Below are 20,706 nucleotides of genomic sequence, written 5' to 3'. Positions count from 1 at the left end.
CGCAATCCCCGTAGGGCATAAAAAACGACGGTTGCAAGCCATAGCCCTGCAACCGCCGTTGTTCAGTCATTATTTGATTTTCAGTGCGCGGGTGGCGTTGAGCACCGCCAGTACCATCACGCCCACATCGGCAAAAATCGCCAGCCACATACCGGCAATACCCAGAGCGCCCAGCACCAGGCAAACAGCCTTCACCGCCAGGGCGAACACAATATTTTGCCATACGATCTGCAAGGTGTGGCGCGAGATCTTCATGGCCAGCGCAATCTTAGACGGATCATCGTCCATCAGCACCACATCTGCCGCTTCAATGGCAGCGTCCGAGCCGAGGGCGCCCATAGCGATCCCCACATCCGCGCGGGACAGCACCGGCGCGTCGTTAATCCCGTCACCTACAAAGGCCAGGTTCTCCTTGGGACCTTTCTCTGCCAGCAGCTTTTCCACCTGCGCCACCTTATCTCCGGGCAGCAGCTCGCTTTCCACCCGATCCATACCGATCTCCGCAGCCACCCGATCTGCCGCAGCCTTTGCGTCACCGGTGAGCATGACGGTCATTTTTACGCCATTCTCCTTGAGCGCAGCCATCGCTGCCTTGGCGGTGGGCTTCACCACATCAGAAATGACAATGCAGCCGATATACTTGCCATCCGCCGCTACATACACGGTTGTGCCGTCCGTACGCGCATCGGGCAGGGCAGCGCCGATCTTTTCCATCAGCTTGGCGTTACCCACAGCTACCGGATGGCCGTCCACCAACGCCTGCACGCCGTGACCGGCGATCTCCTGAATGGCGCTGACCCGCTCCCCTTGCAGAGGCTGACCGTAAGCATCTTTCAAGCTTTGACTGATGGGGTGATGCGATCCACTCTCCGCATAGGCCGCCAGACCCAGCAACACCTTTTTATCCACCCCCGGCGCCGGGTACACACCGGTCACCTGGAACACCCCTTTGGTCAGGGTGCCGGTTTTGTCACATACAATATATTTGGTGTCTGCCAAAGCTTCCAAGTAGTTGGAGCCTTTCACCAAAATACCGTTTTTAGAAGCGCAGCCGATACCGCCGAAGAAACTCAGCGGAATAGAGATCACCAGCGCGCAGGGGCAGCTGATGACCAAAAAGGTCAGTGCTCTTGTGATCCACTCGGCCCACATAGCCGGATGACCTGCCAACAGGCGAATCAACGGCGGCAGCACTGCCAGCGCCAATGCGCTGTAACACACGGCGGGGGTATAGTATCGGGCGAACTTGGTGATAAAGTTCTCGGACTTGGACTTTTTCATGGCAGAATTCTCCACCAAATCCAAGATTTTAGACACGGTAGACTCGCCGAATGGCTTGGTGGTGCGCACCGTAATGCGCCCGCTCATATTGATGCAGCCACTAATCACATCGTCTCCCGGCTTGGCCTCCCGTGGCACGCTCTCGCCGGTAAGCGCACCGGTATTCAGGGTTGTATTGCCCTCTACGATCACACCGTCAATGGGCACCTTTTCGCCGGGATCCACCACAATCTCCGTGCCCACTTCCACATCGTCCGGATCCACCTGTTCCAGTTTGCCGTCCACCATCAAATTGGCATAGTCCGGACGAATATCCATCAGGGCGGCAATGTTCTTACGGCTCTTGCCCACCGCCACACTCTGGAACAGCTCGCCGATCTGGTAAAACAGCATAACGGCCACGCCCTCTTTGAAGTCTTGTAAGCAAAGGGCGCCAACGGTGGCCACTGCCATTAAGAAATTCTCATCAAACACCTGGCGGTTTTTGATCCCCTTAAGCGCTTTCCAAAGAATATCGTAGCCGATCACAAAATACGGCACCAAATACAGAACAATCATAGCCCACTGTGGCAGCAGGGCCAGCTTATCCAGCAGGATCACCCCTGCCAGCAGCACCAGCGCAACAATAATGCGCACCAGCACTTTCTTTTGCTTCTTGCTCATACCTTTCCCTCCCAAATGCAGGTTTACAAAAAGATCTCGCAATCGCTCTCCACCCGCTTGCAATTTTTTCGGGCGGCTGCCATCACTGCATCCACATCCGCACCTGCTTCAAATTCCACTTTCAACTTTAAGGTCATAAAGCTCAGGACAGCGTTCTGCACACCGGGGGTCTTTTTCACAGCGTCTTCCATCTTGGCAGCACAATTGGCACAATCCACGTCCACATTATAAGTCTTTTTCATAGCCATTCTCCTATGCAAAATGTTTGTTTTTTTGCTCTGAACAGTATTTCATATTCTCATCTGTTCATATATTATTATATTCAACCGGATAGAGCATGTCAATAGATTTCTGAAAAAAGGCGCAAAAAATAGGCAGTGCACCACTTTTGCTCATCAACCGGGTACACCACCTGCAATGACGGTTCAAAACAGACAGAAAAAACCGCCCTGCCGAAACAGGACGGTTCAAGTTTATAATAGATTACATATCGGCAATGTTTGCCTGCACAATTTCCAGAATCCGATCCAGATCCTGAATATCCGCATCGTTCAAACCGGCATACAGGGTCTCGATCATTTCTTTCTCTTTGGCATGGAAATCAGCGATCACAGGCTTTGCTTTCTCGGTAAGGGCAATACAAACAGCGCGACGATCCTGCACATTACGCTCAACGGTCACATAGCCCTGCTGACGCAGATTCTCTACGCAGCGACTAATCATACCCTTGGAGTACTCCGTATCACAGCTCACATCGCGCACGGCCTGCGGGGTCTTGGATTGATCCAGGCACAGCAGGATCTCAACCATACATCTGGATACTTTTGCCTTTTTTTCGCCCATTACAGCCACAGCGGGTGCGGCCTCCAAGCCTACGGTCTCAGCCAGCTTCTGGCGCTTTTTGGAAATAGCTTTGGAGGTTTGAATGAACTTGCTGCCGAATGCAGTCATTTTTTTGCTCATAATGAAGTCCTTTCTGCTTCACCCTCTTCTCGCCTATAAATATACTATAAAACAAAATCCTTGTCAAGCAGGAAAGCAGAAAATCGTATGCATTTATCGATTATTTTACACTTTCGTCCTGATCATCCAATACGCGAGCGTTTTCGTCAATGATCGGCGCCGTACGATTCACTGCGTCCTCCACAGAGCGGCCCACCTTGCGCAACTGCACATAGCCAACGGCTTCCATCACTGCATACAGCAGCAGCGCTACGCCCAGCATTCTGGCCAGCGCCAGGGCGGTATGAAAAGGATTGACCATACACACGATCCCTAAAATGACGGACACCATCGTCAGTGCCAGATTGACACCCCAGCCGGGCAGCAGCCGCATTTCCCGCCGCAGGGCGATCACCAGACCAATGATCCCGCCGCAAAAGATAGATGCACCAAACAGGAATTCTACCAATGTGAGAATACTCTGGTACTTGACGCAGACGATCACGCCGCACACCATGGAAATCAATCCCGCAGACAGCGCCACCGGGCCGGCAGTCTTGCGAAAATACTGCACCACCCCAACAGCGCCCATAATCAACAAAGCACCGCCAAAGGCCAGGCTGATATAGCGAATACTGGCTTCCGGAAAAATCAGCAGTGCCAGCCCGCACAACGCGGAAACAATGATACTGACAATGGAATAAGAACGAAATTTCTCAAACAATTCGCGCATCGTGATCCCTCCAATAGAAACGATTGCCCTAAACCGGGCACACCTCATTTATAGCACCAAACGGCCCCTTTGTCAAATCATAGACAAGCCGCCCTTTTTCAGTATGCCATCGAAGCCGAAAATCATACAAAACAGCCCCCGGCGTACCGAGGGCTGCCCGTATATAATATGTATTATAACTGACTGGCCTCCGCCTTGATCTTTTGTGCAATGTGCTCCGGGCACCGATCATAGCGGGCAAAGGCGGTGGTAAAGGAACCACGACCCTGGGTCATTTGGCGCATGGCGGTAGAGAAGGTAGACATCTCCGACTCCGGCACCTCCGCCATGATCTCCTGGCTGCCGTCCCCGGAAGGGGTCATACCCAGCACGCGCCCGCGGCGCTTGTTAATATCACCGATCACATCGCCCATAGCCTCATCGTTCACCGTTGCGGTCACTGTCAGGATCGGCTCCAGCAGCACCGGCATCGCCTTGGGAATGCCCTCTTTATAGGCCAGGGACGCAGCGGTCTTAAAGCTCATTTCGCTGGAGTCTACCGGGTGGTAAGAGCCGTCAAACAGCGTGGCCTTTACGCCCACCATAGGATACCCGGCCAGCACACCCTTTTGCATACTCTCCCGCAGACCCTTTTCTACTGCCGGGAAGAAATTCTTGGGCACGGCGCCGCCTACCACACGCTCGGCGAACACCAGTTCTTCTGTATCATAAGGCTCAAATTCAATAAACACATCACCAAATTGGCCGTGGCCGCCGGACTGCTTCTTGTGCCGCCCTTGGGCAGAGACCTTCATAGTAATGGTCTCCCGGTACGCCACGCGCGGCTGCACCAATGTCGCCTCCACACCGAATTTGCTCTTCAGCCGGGCCATCGCCACATCCAGGTGCTGCTCGCCCAGGCCGCTGAGGATTTGCTGATGGGTCTCGTTGTTGACGCCAAAGTGCAGGGACGGATCCTCCTCGCACAGACGGCTGAGACCGGAAGCCACTTTCTCCTCCTCGCCTTTCTTGGCCACTTCCACAGCCATGGCATAGGTGGCACTCGGAATATGCACACCGTCCAGGGTCACCACTTGCCCGGCGCTGCAAAGGGTATCGCCGGTGGCAAAGCCGCCCAGCTTGGTCACTGCACCAATATCCCCGGCGGACAGTTCGCTGATGTCCGTCTGCTTGGCGCCGAATACGCTTACCATCTTGCCCATGCGCTCCTCTTTGCCGGTGCGGGCGTTGTAAGCAGGGGTAGCGGCAGTGATTTTGCCGCTGATCACCTTAAAGTAAGACAGCTTGCCGATAAACGGATCCGCCACCGTCTTAAAGCAGACCGCAGCCAAGGGTCCGTTGGGGTCCGGGGTCAGCTCGATAGGCTCACCGTCAGCGTCTGCCGCATACTCACTCTTAGGCGCAGGACAAACCTCCGCCAGGAAATCCAGCAACAGATCGCAGGCCGTCTCTGCCAAACCGCTCAGGGCAAACACCGGGATAATGGAGCCGTCCGCCACGCCGGCTTTCAGCCCGCGGATTTTCTCCTCCGGGGTCAACTCCTCGCCCTCAAAATATTTTTCCATCAGCTCTTCATCAGCAGAGGCCACGGCTTCCGTAAACACGGCCTGTACCGCCGCAAAGCGTGGAGCGTCGTCCGGCTGGGCATCACTCTCAGTGCGCTTGCCGTCTGCATACGCATAGGCCTTGCCGTCAATCATATTGTAATAGGCAGCCACCTTGCCGCCGGAGATGATGGGCACCACCACCGGGCAGGCCGCCGTGCCGAACTTGGCCACAATGCCGTTAAAGCTCTTGTAGAAATCCGCACGATCGTCGTCCATTTTGGTAGTCACCAGCACCCGCGCCATACGGCGGGAGCCGGCGTTCTTAAATGCCTTTTCCGCACCCACAGCCAGACCGCTGCGGGCAGACACCACGATCACCGCCGTCTCTGCGGCGCGCAAGCCCTCAAAGGCCCCTTGCTCAAAGTCAAACAAACCGGGGGTGTCAATAAAGTTCAACTTTTTGCTCTTATATTCAATGGAAGCCACGGCGCTGGCCATACTGATGTGGCGCTTTTTCTCCTCGGCGTCAAAGTCAGTCACCGTGTTGCCGTCAGCCACTTTGCCGGCGCGCTCCGTCGCCCCTGCCAAATGCAGCATAGCCTCCAGCAGGGTGGTTTTGCCCTTGGAAGCGTGACCTGCAAGCGCAATGTTCCGAATTTGATCAGGTGCATAAGTTTTCATAAGTCCATCCCTCTTTAATAAGAATTGCTTTTGTGCATATTGTATAATATTTTTCAACATCCGTCAATGCTTTTTGCAGCCCTTTTACAAATAATTTGCAAAACTCCATCGCAAGGCAGCCAAGTGCCCCGTACAATATATGCACGCACCCCTACCGCAGAACCCCACCGACGCCCCTAAAATAGCAGAAATGGGCATAGAAATAGCCGGGCGGATAACTGCCCGGCCGTTTCGTTAGATTGGGTTGGTGGAAATGGGAATAATACGAACAATGTCGCCCACTTCGTTGCGAATGCCCACGGCAATTTGCACAAACAACAAATCGCCCTCTGACAAAGTCGCTTCAATGATTACATAATCGTCCGTTTCTACCAGATCTTTCGTATCCTCTACAATCATTTTCAATCCTCCTTTGTGTCGATTATGACACAAAGTGGATATAATTGTCAATGTTTTTTGTAAATTTAGTACACACCGTCCTATAAAGTTCACATTCTCATCCGTTTTATATAGCATCATTCCACATTTTGTCGATTAGGCATTTTTGCGATTATGCCCACCAGCAGCGTTGTTGGAGGGATAAATACACGGACTATACGCTGAAGTCGTCTTATCCTTGCTGATCGTTACCGTTTTGGCGCTCTTAAACTTGCTGCTGGCACTATAGTTGTTACTGTGGCTTTTGTTTTATCTATTTGCCCTTAATGCGGCGCAGGGCGGTTTTTTCCAGTCGGCTGACCTGGGCCTGGCTGATGCCGATCTCAGCCGCCACCTCCATTTGGGTTTTGCCCTCCATAAAGCGCTTATAGAGAATGTTGCGCTCCCGATCGTCCAGCTGCCTGATCTGATCCTTGATCATCATCTCGTCCACCCAGTCCGCGTCCGTATTGGCGTCGCCCACCTGGTCCATCACATAAATGGTGTCACCCCCATCGGAATACACCGGCTCGTACAAGGACACCGGGTCCACAATGGCCTCCAGCGCCAGCACCACATCGGCGGTTTTCATGCCCAGCTTGGCGGCGATCTCGTCCACCGTAGGCTCTCGACCATTGGCGGCCATCAGCTGCTCCTTCACCTGCATGGCTTTATAGGCGGTATCCCGCATAGAGCGACTGACCCGCACCGGGTTATCGTCTCGCAAAAAGCGGCGCACCTCCCCTACGCACATGGGCACGGCGTAGGTGGAGAACTTTACATTCAACTCCGTATTAAAATGGTCAATGGCTTTGATCAGTCCAATGACCCCCACCTGGAACAGATCGTCCATACTTTCGCCCCGTCCGGAGAACCGCTGGATCACCGACAGCACCAGCCGCAGATTGCCGCAGATCAGGGTGTCCCGGGCCTGCTTGTCCCCGGCCTGGGCCTTGCGCAGCAGGTCCATTTTTTCTTTTTCTCCCAGCACTTTCAGCTCCGAGGTGTTGATCCCGCAAATTTCTACTTTACCGTATTGCACATGCGTCCGCCTTTCTATGATATGTACAATACGCTTATGAATAGTATGGACCGCTGGGTGCAAAAATATCAGGCAAAGCAAGATTTTTGTGTGGCGGGTGATCGGGTTGCAGTATAATGTGGCGTTGCGCCAATCGTTTTATCCCCTCAGTCGCACAAATGCGACAGCACCTAACCGGTGCCCGTCCCCTCTGTCGCATAAATGCGACAGCTCCCCTTGAAAAAACAAGGGGAGCCGTTTTTACATTTTAATATTGTGTTTCTATCACGCCGGGTCCCGGCCGTCAAAAACGGCAAACACGGCATAATCACTCAAACAATAAAAATCATTGTCATAGGTGGCAGACAGATAATTCATAAAGGCGCACACCTCCTGCGCGGTTTTTTCCGTAGCAAAAAGCAAATTGTCGTTCAGATCCTCGGCGTACTCCCGCAGCACCTGGCCGTTCAATTCTTCAAAGAATTCCGGGAACAACGCCTCCTCATACTCGGTAACGCCCACTCGGATTAGGCCGTCTGCCAGGGGTGATACACTCAGATCCTGGGCGCACACATCGTAGCCCAAAAGCGCGCCGCCCAAAAGTCCCGCACTCTCGTGCTCGTCGTTAAAGGTGATCAACTCGCAATCCGCGCCTCGGCTACCAAGCAGGTCCACCATCTGCCGGGCAGCGCAGGCCGCCGCCACAGTACACCGGATCTCCTGGCTTTCATCGTCCACAAAATTCTCCAAAAAATCCGTGACCCGGCCGCCGATCTTGGCGTCCGTCATATAATCAGCCAACTGGTTGGAGCGGCAAACGCCCCGATACCCATCTGGCTGCAAATCGCAAATGGCAAGTCCCTTCAACAAAAATCCCTTCTTTGTGTTAAAAGTGCAAAACGGTCTTGACCACCGCCAGCATCTCCCGCATCCAGTAGGTGCCAAGCAGGTACACATCGGTGGCCGCCGGTGTGGAGCTGGCGGTCAGACCCGCCCGCTGACACAGCAGCATGCCACGACGGCAATGGAAATCAGAGGTCACCACCGTCACATGGCGGTTCAGTCCGTTTTGTTCTATAATTTTGGCCGAAAAAGCCACATTTTCCTCCGTAGAAGTGGAGTGATCCTCCAGATACAACCGATCGGCGGCGATCCCCCGGCGCACCAGCTCCCGGCGCATACACTCCGCCTCGCTGATCTTCTCATCCGGGCCTTGGCCGCCGCTGAGCACAGCCTTGCTGTCCGGGTTCTTCTCCAAATACTCGGTGGCTGCCTCGATCCGCTGGCGCAGCATACGGGAGGGGCGTTCCCCCTTCACCGAGCAGCCCAGCACCAGTACAGTCTCTTCCCGGTGGCCGGTTTGGATCAGCCCAGTGAGCATATAGCCGCTGGTGAGCACCGCCACGGTGCACACCAGTGCCACCACTGCCTTGAGCACCACCGCGCCCGGGGCGTGATTGCCCGGCGCCAGCAAATGGGTCACCGGCTGCGCAAACATGCCGCACAGCAACAGCACCACGGCAAAAGCAATGCCCAGCACATTACCGGCATTGAGAATTCGATTGAGCACCCAAGGCGCCAAATACCACAGCAGCAGTACCGCGCCGACGGCGAAAAACGCAACCTGAATAAAAATCACCTGTTCGTCTTGTTTTTTGTCTTTCTTTCGTAAATGTAGCATAACACAGCGCTCCTTTCAGCCATTTCAGCCTAACAGAGCCGCCGCAGAAAGGCAAGGCACGGGCGGTGGAAACACTCCACGCACCGTGGAACCGGCGAAAAACATTGACAATTCGCCTCACTGCCGTATAATAACTATATTATAGTATAGCATTCAGGAGCCAAATATGGAAGAAAAAAATACAAATTGGCAAAAAAGTGTTTGCGCTGTGGTGCTGCGCGAGGGTAAGGCACTGCTGGCTCGCCACACTTACGGCGCCGGTAAGGGGCTGTTTATCACCCCCGGCGGGTATCTGAAAAACGGCGAAAGCCCGGAGCAGGCCATGTGCCGGGAACTGATGGAAGAGACCGGCATTACCGCCAAGCCGGTGAAGCTGCTGGCGGTGCGCTTTAGCGAGCAGGACTGGTACGCCGCCTTTTTGGCAGAGTACACCGGCGGCACGCCCCGCAGCGATGGGGACGAAAACGACCGGGTGGTGTGGATGGATTGCGAAGAAGCGCTCTCCCGCCCCGATGTGCCGGACCTGTCCAAAAAACTCATTACCGCCGCCATGTCCGGTGGCGGGCTAACGCCTATTGACTATGCTCCCCAGCGGGAAAAATTCGGCGCCATGACTTTCTACGCCGCCGAAAAATAGAACAGAAAAAGCCGACTTGACTGTACGCAACAATCAAGCCGGTTTTTTTAATCGTTATCTAACACAGACTTCAGGTACTGGCCGGTGTAAGACGCCGGGCAAGCAGCGATCTCCTCCGGGGTGCCGCAGGCCACCAGCGTGCCGCCGCCGACACCGCCCTCCGGGCCAAGATCAATAATATAATCCGCCGTTTTGATCACATCCAGGTTGTGCTCGATCACCACCACGGTGTTGCCGTTGGCCACCAGCCGCTCCAGCACATTCACCAGCCGGTGCACATCTGCCGTGTGCAGCCCGGTGGTGGGCTCGTCTAAAATATAAATCGTCTTGCCGGTGGGACGCTTCATCAGCTCGGTAGCCAGCTTCACCCGCTGCGCCTCGCCGCCGGACAGGGTAGTCGCCGGCTGGCCGATCTTTACATACCCCAAACCCACATCGGACAGGGTTTGCAGCTTGCGCAAGATCTTGGGCTGCTGGGCAAAAAACGCCACGCCCTCGTCCACGGTCATCTCCAGCACTTCATAAATATTCTTGCCCTTGAACTTCACTTCCAGGGTCTCTCGGTTGTACCGATGACCGCCGCACACATCGCAGGGTACATACACATCGGCCAAAAAGTGCATTTCAATCTTCACAATACCGTCGCCCTGGCAGGCCTCGCACCGACCGCCCTTAACATTAAAGGAAAAGCGATTGGCCTTGTAGCCCCGCATTTTGGCATCCGGGGTGGAAGCGAACAGGTCGCGAATGTCGTTAAACACACCGGTATAAGTAGCCGGGTTGGACCGGGGGGTGCGGCCAATGGGCGACTGGTCAATGTTGATGACCTTGTCCAGATTGTCCACGCCGGTCATACGGTCAAACTTGCCCGGGCGCTTTTTGGCGCCGTTGAGCATATTGGCCAGGTGCTTATAAAGAATCTCGTTTACCAAACTGGATTTGCCGGAGCCGGACACGCCGGTCACGGCCGTAAAGGTAGCCAGCGGGATCTCCACATCAATGCCCTTCAAGTTGTTTTGTACCGCACCGTAGATCGTCAGTTTTTTGCCGTTGCCCGGCCGCCGCTTGGCCGGTACCGGGATCTTGCGCTTGCCGCTCAGGTACTGGCCGGTGATGGAGCGCTCGCAGGCAATAATATCGTCTACCGTGCCCGCTGCCACCAGCTCGCCGCCGTGGATACCGGCACCGGGACCAATGTCTACCACATAGTCTGCCGCCCGCATGGTGTCCTCGTCATGTTCCACCACGATCAGGGTGTTGCCCAAGTCCCGCAGGTGGCGCAGGGTGCCCAGCAGCTTTTCATTGTCCCGCTGGTGCAGACCGATGGACGGCTCGTCCAAAATATACAGCACACCCATCAGGCTGGAGCCGATCTGGGTAGCCAGACGAATGCGCTGGCTTTCGCCGCCGGACAGGGTGGCCGCTTCTCGCGCCAGAGACAGATAATCCAACCCCACACTGTTCAGGAAATTCAGTCGATCGCGGATTTCCCGCACGATCAGGGCGCCGATCATCTGTTCCTTTTCCGTCAGCTGCAAGTTTTGGATAAAATCCAGCTCCTCATGAATGGGCATTTGGCAGAACTCATAAATATTCTTGCCCCCAACGGTCACAGACAGGCTCTCCGTAGACAGGCGGGCGCCGCCGCAGTCCGGGCACACGCACTGGGTCATCACAGCCTCAATATCTGCCCGGGCCCAGTCGGAGGTGGTCTCCGCATACCGGCGCTGCAAGTTGGGAATCACGCCCTCAAAGGTACCGTTGTAATTGGAAGAGCCGTAAGAGGTGCTCCGCTGCATTTTCAGCTTTTTGGTGCCGGTGCCGTATAAGATGGCGTCCAGCCCCTTCTTGGGAATCATCTCTACCGGAATATCCAGCGAGAATTTGTACGCCTGGGCAATGGCCTCAAAATACATCCGGGCAATGCTGCCGCCGTCTGCCACATTCCAGCCGCTGGCCTTAATGGCTCCCTGGTTGATGGACAGCTTTTTGTTAGGAATCACCAGCGCCGGATCAATTTCTTTATAAGACCCGATACCGCCGCAGGTTTTGCAGGCGCCAAAGGGATTGTTAAAGGAGAACATGCGGGGGCTCATCTCTGCGATCACCGCACCGTGCTCCGGGCAGGCGTAATTGAGGGAATACAGTTCCTCCCGCTCCCCTACAATATCCACCAGCACCACGCCGTCTGCAATATGGGTGGCGGTCTCCACGCTGTCGGCCAAGCGGCCGGCGATATCCGGCTTCATCACCAGGCGGTCCACCACGATCTCAATATTATGCTTTTTGTTCTTGTCCAGCTTGATCTCTTCCGCCAGGTCATAAACGGAGCCGTCAATGCGCGCACGTACAAAGCCGGACTTGCGGGCGTTGTCCAGTTCCTTAACATACTCGCCCTTGTGCCCTCGCACAATGGGCGCCATAATTTGAATTTTTGTTTTCTCCGGCAGGGTAAGAATTTGATCCACGATCTGATCCACCGTCTGCTGGGTGATCTCGCGCCCGCATACCGGGCAATGGGGAATACCGATCCGTGCCCACAACAATCGCAGGTAGTCATAGATCTCCGTTACCGTGCCCACGGTGGAGCGAGGGTTGCGGGAGGTGGTCTTTTGGTCAATGGATATGGCCGGGGACAGACCCTCGATATAGTCCACATCCGGCTTCTCCATCTGACCCAGGAACTGGCGGGCGTAAGAGGACAGGCTCTCCACATACCGGCGCTGACCTTCGGCATAAATGGTGTCAAAAGCCAGGCTGGACTTGCCGGAACCGGACAGGCCGGTAAACACCACCAGCTTGTCCCGGGGAATCTCTACATCAATATTCTTCAAGTTGTGCTCGCGGGCACCTTTTACCACAATATTCTTTATCATTTCAGCTTGCGCTCTCCCTCCTGCTCCAGTTTTTGAATTTCATCACGCAGGAACGCCGCGTGCTCGAATTCCAGCAGCCGGGCAGCCTCCTGCATTTCCCGCCGCAAACGGTCGATAAGCAGCTGCCGCTCTTTCTTGGTCAGTTTCTTTTGCTTGCCGTCGGCGGGGGCTTTGGAGGTAATCTCCAAAATATCCCGCACATCCTTTTTAATGGTCTTGGGCACAATGCCGTGCTCGGCGTTATACGCCTCCTGAATGGTGCGACGGCGCAGCGTCTCTCGAATGGCCCGCTCCATGGAGGGAGTCACGCTGTCCGCATACATAATCACCTCACCGTTGGCGTTGCGGGCGGCACGGCCGATGGTCTGCACCAGGCTGGTCTCGGACCGAAGGAAGCCCTCTTTGTCCGCATCCAGGATCGCCACCAGGCTCACCTCCGGAATATCCAGTCCCTCACGCAGCAGATTAATCCCCACCAGCACATCGAATTCGCCCAGGCGCAGATCGCGAATGATCTCCATACGCTCCATGGTATCCACATCGTGGTGCATATACCGCACCTTGATGGAGAATCCCTCCAAATACTCGGTAAGATCCTCGGCCATGGCCTTGGTGAGGGTAGTCACCAGCACCCGCTCGCCCCGCTGGGTGCGCAGGTTGATCTCGGACACCAGGTCGTCCATTTGGTCCTCGGTGGGCTTGACGGTAATATTCGGATCCAGCAGTCCGGTTGGGCGAATCACCTGTTCCACGATCTGGGCGCTGCGTTCCCGCTCAAAGTCGCCGGGGGTGGCAGAGGTAAAGATCACCTGATTGATCTTGCCGTAGAATTCGTCAAACTGTAACGGCCGGTTGTCAAAAGCGGAGGGCAGCCGAAAGCCATAGTCGATCAGGCTGGCCTTGCGGGAGCGGTCGCCGCCGTACATGCCCCGCACCTGGGGCAGCATCACGTGGCTCTCGTCGCAAAACAGCAAAAAGTCCTCCGGAAAATAATCCAGCAGGGTAAAAGGCGGCTGGCCGGGCTTGCGCCCGCTCATCACCGCAGAGTAGTTCTCAATGCCCTTGCAAAAGCCGGTCTCCCGCAGCATTTCAATATCATTCATGGTGCGCTCTTTGATCCGCTGGGCCTCTAAAAGCTTGCCCTTTTCTTCAAAATAGGCCACCCGCTCCACCATTTCCTGATAGATTTGGTTCAAAGCGCGCTCCATCTTTTCCCGCCCCACTACATAGTGGGAGGCCGGGTACACACAGGCGTGGGACAGCACACCCTTGATCTTGCCGGTAAGCGGGTCAATCTCGCAGATCCGGTCAATCTCGTCCCCAAAAAATTCCACCCGCAAAGCGGTGCCGCTGCTGCCGGCAGGAAAGATCTCCAGCGTGTCGCCCCGCACCCGGAACTTGTTGCGCACAAAGTTAATGTCGTTACGCTCGTACTGAATAGCCACCAACTTTTCAATCAGCGCGTCCCGGCTCCACTCCATACCGGTGCGCAGAGAGATCACCATATTCCGGTAATCAATGGGGTCGCCGATGGAATAAATGCAGGACACGGAGGCCACAATGATCACATCCCGCCGCTCGGACAGTGCCGCCGTGGCGCTGTGGCGCAGTTTGTCAATCTCGTCGTTAATGGCCGAGTCCTTTTCAATATAAGTGTCCGTTGTGGGCACGTAAGCCTCCGGCTGATAGTAGTCGTAGTAGGAAACAAAATACTCCACCGCATTTTCCGGGAAGAATTCCCGAAACTCGCTGCAAAGCTGGGCGGCCAAGGTCTTGTTATGCGCCAACACCAAAGTGGGCCGGTTCACCCGCTCAATAATATTGGCCATGGTAAAGGTTTTGCCGGAGCCGGTGACCCCCATCAGGGTTTGCTCCTTCATACCGTCCAGCACGCCCCGGGCCAACTTCTCAATTGCCTGCGGCTGATCGCCGGTGGGCTTAAACTTGCTGTGTAGCTTAAACTGTTCCATTCTCGCTCCCGTCTGCCCGCATAGAAGGCGTGCAAACACTTTTGTCAAAAACTGTATATACAGTGTTTATTATACACGGTCATACCGCCAAATACAACTGGTTATCCTGCCAATTTTGAACAAATGTTCCCCTGGCTTTTTGTCCATTTCGGCAAATTTTGCGCCCCCGGTGCGCGGGCTTTACTTTTGGCGTTCAATCCGTTATAATGAGCGTATGAAAGAAAAGCAAATCACCCCCGGCGATGCCGGTCGGCGGCTGGACCGCTACCTGGGGCGCACCTTTCCCTCTCTGCCCCGGTCGCTGATGTATAAGGAAATACGCAAAAAGAATATTAAGGTCAATAAAAAGCGCTGCACCCCGGAGCAGGTACTCTCTGCCGGTGACCGAGTGGCCCTGTATCTGCCGGACGATGTGCTGGCGGAAAAGACGGTGTATTATGACTTTCTCTCCGCCTCCAAGGCGCTGGATGTGGTGTACGAGGACGAGAACCTATTGATCCTCAACAAACCCCAGGGGCTGCTTTGCCACCCAAACGGCAAGGAGTATATAGACACACTGATTGCCCGGGTCAAGCGCTATTTATATGAGCGCAATCAGTGGTCGCCGGAGGACTCCGGCTTTGCCCCGGCGCTGGCCAACCGTATTGACCGGAACACCGGCGGGCTGGTGATTGCAGCCAAGACCGCCCCGGCACTGCGGGAAATAACGGCGCTGATACGGGAGCGCAAGATTGAAAAATTCTACCTGACCGTCACGGAAGGGATCCCGCCCAAAGCAGCGGACACCCTCACCGCCTACCTGCACAAGGACGAGAAAAAGAACAAGGTCACCTTGTATGACGCGCCAGCCCCCGACCGCATGGCATGCAAAACCGGTTACCGCGTGCTGGACACCAAGGCGAACCGGGCGTTGCTGGAGGTAGAACTGTACACCGGGCGCACCCACCAAATTCGTGCACAACTGGCAGGCATAGGCTGTCCCCTGGCCGGGGACGGCAAGTACGGCAACACGCACGGCCGCTACCGCCAGGCGCTGCTCAGCTACAAGCTGATTTTCCATGTGCCGGCGGACTACACCATTGCCCATTTGGACGGCAAGGTGTTCACCGCAGACACCCGACCCATCACGCAAATCTTTACTGGAGATGATTCAAATGAAAGATAAGTTTATTCGCATTCTGTCCCCAATGACCCTGGCGGTTGTGATCCTGCTGGACCTGGCGGTGATTGGCTATGGTGTCTTTGCCGTCTATCGGCTGACCCAAGTGCGCACCGGCATGACCGTAATCTTTGCTATCATTGAGATCGCAGCCATTGTGATCGCCGTGCTCACCACCAAGGAGACGGTAAAGAACGGCCTGCTGCTACGCGCCACGGACTTTGAATTTACCGGCATGGATAAAGACAATGTGTACGCCTACAATCAAATCAAGGACATTGCCGGCTACAAGGACGAAGCACCCAGTCTGGTCAAGAACTTTATTGACCGGCACGCAGTGCTGACCCTGACCCTGACGGACGACACCACAGTGCTGCTGGATCTGGGGCTGTGCCAAAAGCGCACCTTGGAAGCTGTGCAAAAAGCCCTATGCGAACGCTGCGGCGTGGATTACCAGCCCCCTACCGTTAAGACCAAGCTGGAATTCAAATCCCTGCGCAAGCGTGGCGAGACGGAAAAAGCGGAGAAACAGCCCGACACCGCAGAAGCCCCCACAACCGCAGACCAGCAGGACGACACTGTGAAATAAGCCTAAAATGTTGAAAGCGCACGGCCAAAGCCGTGCGCTTTTTCTATACCTATTATATATATAAAGCGCCTATGCGTTATCCCGCATTAGGGTAATACTTTGCAGCACCAAAAAGGCCACCGCCAGCACCCGCAGCACAAGAATGAGGATCTGCATAGCCCGAATGGTCTGCTGAAAGGCAGACAGCACGCGAATATCCTTTACATAATGGGTCTTCACACTTACACCTCCAATACCACGCCGTGGGCCACGCCGGGAATGGAGTTGCCCTGCTTGGTGCTGGTGGGCGACATCAGCGCGCCGGTGGCCACAAACAGCACCTTGCGCAGCGCACCCTGCTCCATTTTCTTCAAAATATGGCTGCACAGCACGGAGCCGCCGCAGCCACAGCCGGAGCCGCCTGCATTCACATCCTGACGCTTGAGATCATAGATCATCATGCCACAGTCCTTGTGGTGACCCGCCAGTTGAATACCCCAATCCTGCTCCATCAGCTGATACAGCAGCTTGGTGCCCACTGCGCCCAAGTCCCCGGTGACAATTCGATCGTAGTCTGCCGGGGTGGTGGCGCTGTCCTCCAACAGGTCATGAATGGTGCGGGCAGCCGCCGGCGCCATAGCCGCGCCCATATTGCCGGCATCCGTAATACCATAATCGGTAATGGTGCCAATATGCACCGCCCGTATACGCACGCCATCACCCTTGCTTTCCAGCACTGCACTGCCGGCGCCGGTCACCGTCCACTGGGCACTGGGCGGCCGCTGACCGCCATACTCCAGAGGAAAACGAAATTGCCGCTCGCTGGAGCAAAAATGGCTGGAGGTTCCTGCCACACAGCACTTGGCCCCGGCATCAATCAGCATAGCCCCCACACCCAAGGACAACGCCATGGTGGAACATGCGCCATACAGTCCAATGGCAGGAATGTCCAAATCCTTAATGGCAAAAGCAGAGCCCATACATTGATCCAGCAGGTCGCCGCTTAGGATAAAATCCACATCGGACGGACTTTTGCCCGCTGCCGACAGCGCCCGCAAAATGGCATCCCGTAGCATGGCGGACTCGGCCAGTTCAAAGGACTGCTGTCCCATGGTGGTATCGGCAAACACCGCGTCAAAGTCGCCGCCCAAGGGGCCTTCCCCCTCTTTTTTACCTGCCACGCCGGCGTGACCGGTGATCACCGGCGGATCTGCAAAGGAGACGGTCTTTCCTTTTTTGTGCATAAAAAAACACCTCGGATATAGTATATCCGAGATGTTGTACTTTATCGCTTAGCCAAGAATTTCTTTTAAGATCTTGGTAACCTCCGCCGCCGGTGCCTTGCCGCGTAACGCGCGCATACACTGGCCGATCAGGAAGTTGAAGGAAGCAGCCTTGCCGCCCTTGTACTCATTGACGGCTTTTTCATTCTGTGCCAGCACATCCTCGACCACCTTGCGAATGGCGCCGGTGTCGCTGACCATTTCCATTTGGTTCTGCTTCACATATTCGTCCGGGTCCACATTGTCTGTAAACACGGCAGCCAGCACTTTCTTAGCGCTGTCCCGGCTGATCTTGTTGCCATTTTGCAGCTGAATGATACGACCCAGAGCGTCCGGGTTAAAGTGCATATCCTCCGGCAGGGTTTGGCTGTCGTTAAGCAGCTTCATCACCTCGCCCATGATCCAATGGGCACTGTCCTGGGGATTGCCGGTGATCTCCACCGTGCGCTCAAACAGCCGCACATAAGATACAGAGGAGCAGATCATATCCGTATCATAATCCGTCAAGCCATACTCGCTCTTATACCGAGCCTTTTTGGCCTCCGGCAGTTCCGGCAACTGCTGGCGAATGGTGTCAATGTATTCGTCCGACAATTCGATGGGCGGCAGATCCGGCTCCGGGAAATACTTATAATCCTGGGCGTCCTCCTTGCTGCGCATCGCGTAGCTGGTGCCCTTGGCGTCGTCCCAACGGCGGGTCTCCTGCGTCACGGCGCCGCCGTCCTCGATCACCTCGATCTGGCGCTGGGCCTCGCTCTCAATGGCGTTATGAATGGCGCGGAAGGAGTTAATATTTTTCATCTCCGTGCGGGTGCCGTACTCAGTAGCGCCCACCGGCATCACAGACACATTTACATCCGCCCGCAGAGAACCCTCCTGCATTTTGCAGTCAGACACACCGCAGAACTGCAAGATGGCCCGCAGCTTTTCCACATACTCTACCGCCTCATCGGCGCAGGCAATATCCGGCTCAGACACAATCTCCAGCAGCGGCACGCCGCAGCGATTGTAGTTCACCAGCGTGCAGTCGCTCCACTCATCGTGCACCAGCTTGCCGGCGTCCTCCTCCATGTGGATCTCCTTGATCCGCACTTTCTTGGTGCCGCCGTTGATTTGGTCCGTGATCTCCACATAGCCATTTTGACAAATGGGCAGATACAGCTGGCTAATCTGGTATGCTTTGGGCAAATCGGGATAGAAATAATTCTTACGGTCAAATTTATTGTACCGGGTGATAGTGCAGTTGGTAGCCAAACCGGTGCGCACCGCGTATTCCACCACTCGCTCATTCACCACCGGCAGTGTGCCCGGCATACCGGCGCAAATCTCACAAACATGGCTGTTGGGTTCGCCGCCAAACGCCGTAGAGCAGTTGCAAAAAATCTTGGTCTTGGTGGAAAGTTCCGTATGGACCTCCAAACCGCAAACGGTATTGTATTCCATTACAGCGCCTCCTTTTCCGTTACCGGGGACTGCTTGTGATAGTCGGTCACGCTTTGGAACGCATGACCGGCGCAAAGAATGGTCTCCTCCTCAAAAGGACGACCGATCAGCTGCATACCTACCGGCATACCCTGGGTGTCAAACCCGCAGGGCAGCGCCAGGGAGGGCAAACCGGCAATGTTGATCATAACCGTATAAATATCGCCCAGGTACATAGCCAGCGGGTCGGACAGTCCCTGACCCATAGGCAGCGCCGTAGTGGGTGCCACCGGCCCCAGCAAAAAGTCATAGTCCTTAAAGGCGTCGTCAAAGGCCTGACAGATCAGACCCTTGGCCTGCAAGGCTTTCTTATAATAAGCGTCAAAGTAGCCGCTGGAAAGTACAAAGTTGCCCAGCATGATGCGCTTTTTCACTTCCATACCGAAGCCCTCGGAGCGGGACTTAAAGTAAACTTCCCGCAGAGAGTGCGCCTCCGGCGATTTGTAGCCGTATTTAATGCCGTCAAACCGGGACAGATTGGAGCAGGCCTCGGCGCAGGCGATAATATAATAAGTGGGAATGGCGTACTTCACAATGGGGAGCCAAAAGATCTCTACCGTGGCGCCCAAATCGGTCAGTGTGTCGGCAGCAGCGCGCACAGCGGCGGCCACCTGCGGGTCAATACCCTCGCCGAAGTAATCCTCCGGAATACCGATCTTCTTGCCCTGCACATCCTTGGCGTTCCACACAGCGTTCAGATCCAACCGGCCGCCGGTCATAGAGGTGCCGTCCTTGGGATCCTTGCCCCGGATCACATCAAACACCGCCGCCACATCCGCAGCCGAACGGGCAATGGGCCCAATCTGATCTAAAGAAGAAGCATAAGCGATCAGGCCATACCGGCTGACTGCGCCGTAAGTGGGCTTCAGCCCGGTGACACCGCAGAATGAACAAGGCTGACGAATAGAACCGCCGGTATCGGAGCCCAAAGCCACAACTGCCTCCTTGGCTGCCACAGCCGCTGCTGCGCCGCCGGAGGAACCGCCGGGCACCCGGTCCGTGTTCCAGGGATTTTTGGTTGCACCGTAAAAGGAAGTCTCCGTGGTGGAGCCCATGGCAAACTCGTCCATATTCAGCTTGCCCAGAGGGATCATGCCCGCAGCGTGCAGCTTTTCAATCACCGTTGCGTTATAAGGCGGCTTAAAGCCGGTGAGAATCTTAGACGCACAGGTGGTCAGCTGACCTTTGGTACAGATATTATCTTTGATACCGATGGGCACACCGGCCAGCGGGGACAATGCCTCCCCGGCGTCGATCCGGCTCTGTACCGTCTCAGCCTGCTGCAAAGCAGCCTCTTTATTCAGTGAGGTGTAGCAGTTATAAGTGCCGTCCTTACTGTCAATGGCAGCGATGACCGCCTCTACCGCCTCCGGCGCAGACAGCTCGCCTGCTTTTATCTTTTGCGCCAGCTCTGCTGCGCTCCATTCAAAAACATTCATGCTGTGCCCTCCTTACTCTACCGTCTTAGGCACCACAAAGGCGCCGTCCTGGCTCTCCGGTGCATTGGCCACCACTTCTTCCGGGGTCATGTGCACCTCCACCTGGTCCTTGCGGAACACATTGGTCACCGGGAAGCAGTGGCTCTTGGCCTCTACCCCGTCGGTGTCCAGCTGGCTCAAGGTGTCGATATAAGTAAGCAGTTCCTGCAACTGGTCGCCAACGGTGGCTTCCTCCGCAGGGGTCAATTCAATTCTGGCCAAACTCTCCAGATACTGGATCAGTTCCGGTGTGATCTTCATACGCTAACCTCGATCTATCTATCGTT

The 20,706-nt window shown here is 55.3% G+C and carries 19 protein-coding genes; 3 read left to right on the top strand and 16 right to left on the bottom strand.

Annotated elements, in window-relative coordinates; all coding sequences use genetic code 11:
* Positions 1-69 precede the first annotated feature (69 nt).
* The 9 genes from OGM59_02170 to OGM59_02130 all read right to left on the bottom strand — a co-directional run bounded on the left by OGM59_02170 (position 70) and on the right by OGM59_02130 (position 8,966).
* Entirely contained in the window at positions 70-1,944 is a 1,875-nt protein-coding gene (locus tag OGM59_02170) for a heavy metal translocating P-type ATPase (protein UYI91301.1), read from the bottom strand.
* Between the two features lie 23 nt (positions 1,945-1,967).
* A complete protein-coding gene (locus OGM59_02165) occupies positions 1,968-2,186 on the bottom strand; it encodes a cation transporter (protein ID UYI91300.1) in 219 nt (72 codons plus the stop codon).
* Positions 2,187-2,427: 241 nt separating this feature from the next.
* Positions 2,428-2,907 carry a winged helix DNA-binding protein gene (locus OGM59_02160; GenBank protein ID UYI91299.1) on the bottom strand — a complete coding sequence of 160 codons (480 nt, stop codon included), beginning with the start codon at positions 2,905-2,907 and terminating at the stop codon, positions 2,428-2,430.
* 100 nt (positions 2,908-3,007) lie between these two features.
* On the bottom strand, positions 3,008-3,619 hold the full coding sequence (locus OGM59_02155) for a DUF308 domain-containing protein (protein UYI91298.1): 612 nt from the start codon (positions 3,617-3,619) through the stop codon (positions 3,008-3,010).
* 173 nt (positions 3,620-3,792) lie between these two features.
* The gene (gene fusA, locus OGM59_02150; protein UYI91297.1) at positions 3,793-5,847 is read right to left on the bottom strand and encodes an elongation factor G; all 2,055 of its coding nucleotides are present in this window, start codon (positions 5,845-5,847) and stop codon (positions 3,793-3,795) included.
* Positions 5,848-6,081: 234 nt separating this feature from the next.
* On the bottom strand, positions 6,082-6,246 hold the full coding sequence (locus OGM59_02145) for a hypothetical protein (GenBank protein UYI91296.1): 165 nt from the start codon (positions 6,244-6,246) through the stop codon (positions 6,082-6,084).
* Between the two features lie 292 nt (positions 6,247-6,538).
* On the bottom strand, positions 6,539-7,306 hold the full coding sequence (gene sigG, locus OGM59_02140; GenBank protein UYI91295.1) for an RNA polymerase sporulation sigma factor SigG: 768 nt from the start codon (positions 7,304-7,306) through the stop codon (positions 6,539-6,541).
* A gap of 264 nt (positions 7,307-7,570) precedes the next feature.
* Complete coding sequence (locus tag OGM59_02135; protein ID UYI91294.1) at positions 7,571-8,155, bottom strand: hypothetical protein; 585 nt, start codon at positions 8,153-8,155, stop codon at positions 7,571-7,573.
* A 16-nt stretch (positions 8,156-8,171) separates the two neighbouring features.
* The gene (locus tag OGM59_02130) at positions 8,172-8,966 is read right to left on the bottom strand and encodes a YdcF family protein (GenBank protein ID UYI91293.1); all 795 of its coding nucleotides are present in this window, start codon (positions 8,964-8,966) and stop codon (positions 8,172-8,174) included.
* A gap of 166 nt (positions 8,967-9,132) precedes the next feature.
* On the opposite strand from OGM59_02130, the gene OGM59_02125 reads away from it, so the two are divergent.
* The gene (locus OGM59_02125; protein ID UYI91292.1) at positions 9,133-9,603 is read left to right on the top strand and encodes an NUDIX hydrolase; all 471 of its coding nucleotides are present in this window, start codon (positions 9,133-9,135) and stop codon (positions 9,601-9,603) included.
* 47 nt (positions 9,604-9,650) lie between these two features.
* Here the strand turns inward: OGM59_02125 and uvrA are convergent, their stop codons facing one another.
* Together uvrA and uvrB are read right to left on the bottom strand one after the other, a co-directional pair.
* Positions 9,651-12,479, bottom strand: coding sequence for an excinuclease ABC subunit UvrA (uvrA, locus tag OGM59_02120; protein ID UYI91291.1), 2,829 nt, complete (start codon positions 12,477-12,479; stop codon positions 9,651-9,653).
* On the bottom strand, positions 12,476-14,449 hold the full coding sequence (gene uvrB / locus OGM59_02115) for an excinuclease ABC subunit UvrB (GenBank protein UYI91290.1): 1,974 nt from the start codon (positions 14,447-14,449) through the stop codon (positions 12,476-12,478). Before uvrB ends, uvrA begins: the two co-directional genes overlap by 4 nt.
* Before the next feature lie 214 nt (positions 14,450-14,663).
* Here uvrB and OGM59_02110 point away from each other — a divergent pair, with 214 nt between their 5' ends.
* Together OGM59_02110 and OGM59_02105 are read left to right on the top strand one after the other, a co-directional pair.
* Entirely contained in the window at positions 14,664-15,614 is a 951-nt protein-coding gene (locus tag OGM59_02110) for an RluA family pseudouridine synthase (protein ID UYI91289.1), read from the top strand.
* Positions 15,604-16,197, top strand: coding sequence for a hypothetical protein (locus tag OGM59_02105; protein ID UYI91288.1), 594 nt, complete (start codon positions 15,604-15,606; stop codon positions 16,195-16,197). Before OGM59_02110 ends, OGM59_02105 begins: the two co-directional genes overlap by 11 nt.
* A gap of 69 nt (positions 16,198-16,266) precedes the next feature.
* Here OGM59_02105 and OGM59_02100 read toward each other — a convergent pair whose 3' ends face one another.
* From OGM59_02100 to gatC, 5 genes are read right to left on the bottom strand one after another with little or no spacing between them, the layout of a single operon-like run.
* Complete coding sequence (locus tag OGM59_02100) at positions 16,267-16,416, bottom strand: hypothetical protein (protein ID UYI91287.1); 150 nt, start codon at positions 16,414-16,416, stop codon at positions 16,267-16,269.
* A 2-nt stretch (positions 16,417-16,418) separates the two neighbouring features.
* Positions 16,419-17,420, bottom strand: a complete 1,002-nt coding sequence (gene spoVAD, locus OGM59_02095) for a stage V sporulation protein AD (protein UYI91286.1) — start codon at positions 17,418-17,420, stop codon at positions 16,419-16,421.
* A 48-nt stretch (positions 17,421-17,468) separates the two neighbouring features.
* Positions 17,469-18,902 carry an Asp-tRNA(Asn)/Glu-tRNA(Gln) amidotransferase subunit GatB gene (gene gatB / locus OGM59_02090; protein UYI91285.1) on the bottom strand — a complete coding sequence of 478 codons (1,434 nt, stop codon included), beginning with the start codon at positions 18,900-18,902 and terminating at the stop codon, positions 17,469-17,471.
* Positions 18,902-20,380: an Asp-tRNA(Asn)/Glu-tRNA(Gln) amidotransferase subunit GatA gene (gene gatA, locus OGM59_02085; protein ID UYI91284.1), complete on the bottom strand. Its 1,479-nt coding sequence runs from the start codon at positions 20,378-20,380 to the stop codon at positions 18,902-18,904. Before gatA ends, gatB begins: the two co-directional genes overlap by 1 nt.
* Positions 20,381-20,392: 12 nt before the next feature.
* Positions 20,393-20,680, bottom strand: a complete 288-nt coding sequence (gatC, locus tag OGM59_02080; protein ID UYI91283.1) for an Asp-tRNA(Asn)/Glu-tRNA(Gln) amidotransferase subunit GatC — start codon at positions 20,678-20,680, stop codon at positions 20,393-20,395.
* Positions 20,681-20,706 lie beyond the last annotated feature (26 nt).

Source organism: Oscillospiraceae bacterium, from assembly GCA_025757685.1.
Lineage (GTDB): Bacteria > Bacillota > Clostridia > Oscillospirales > Acutalibacteraceae > CAG-217.
Note: the sequence above shows the minus strand (reverse complement) of the source record. Positions and strands in the feature narration are given on the sequence as shown.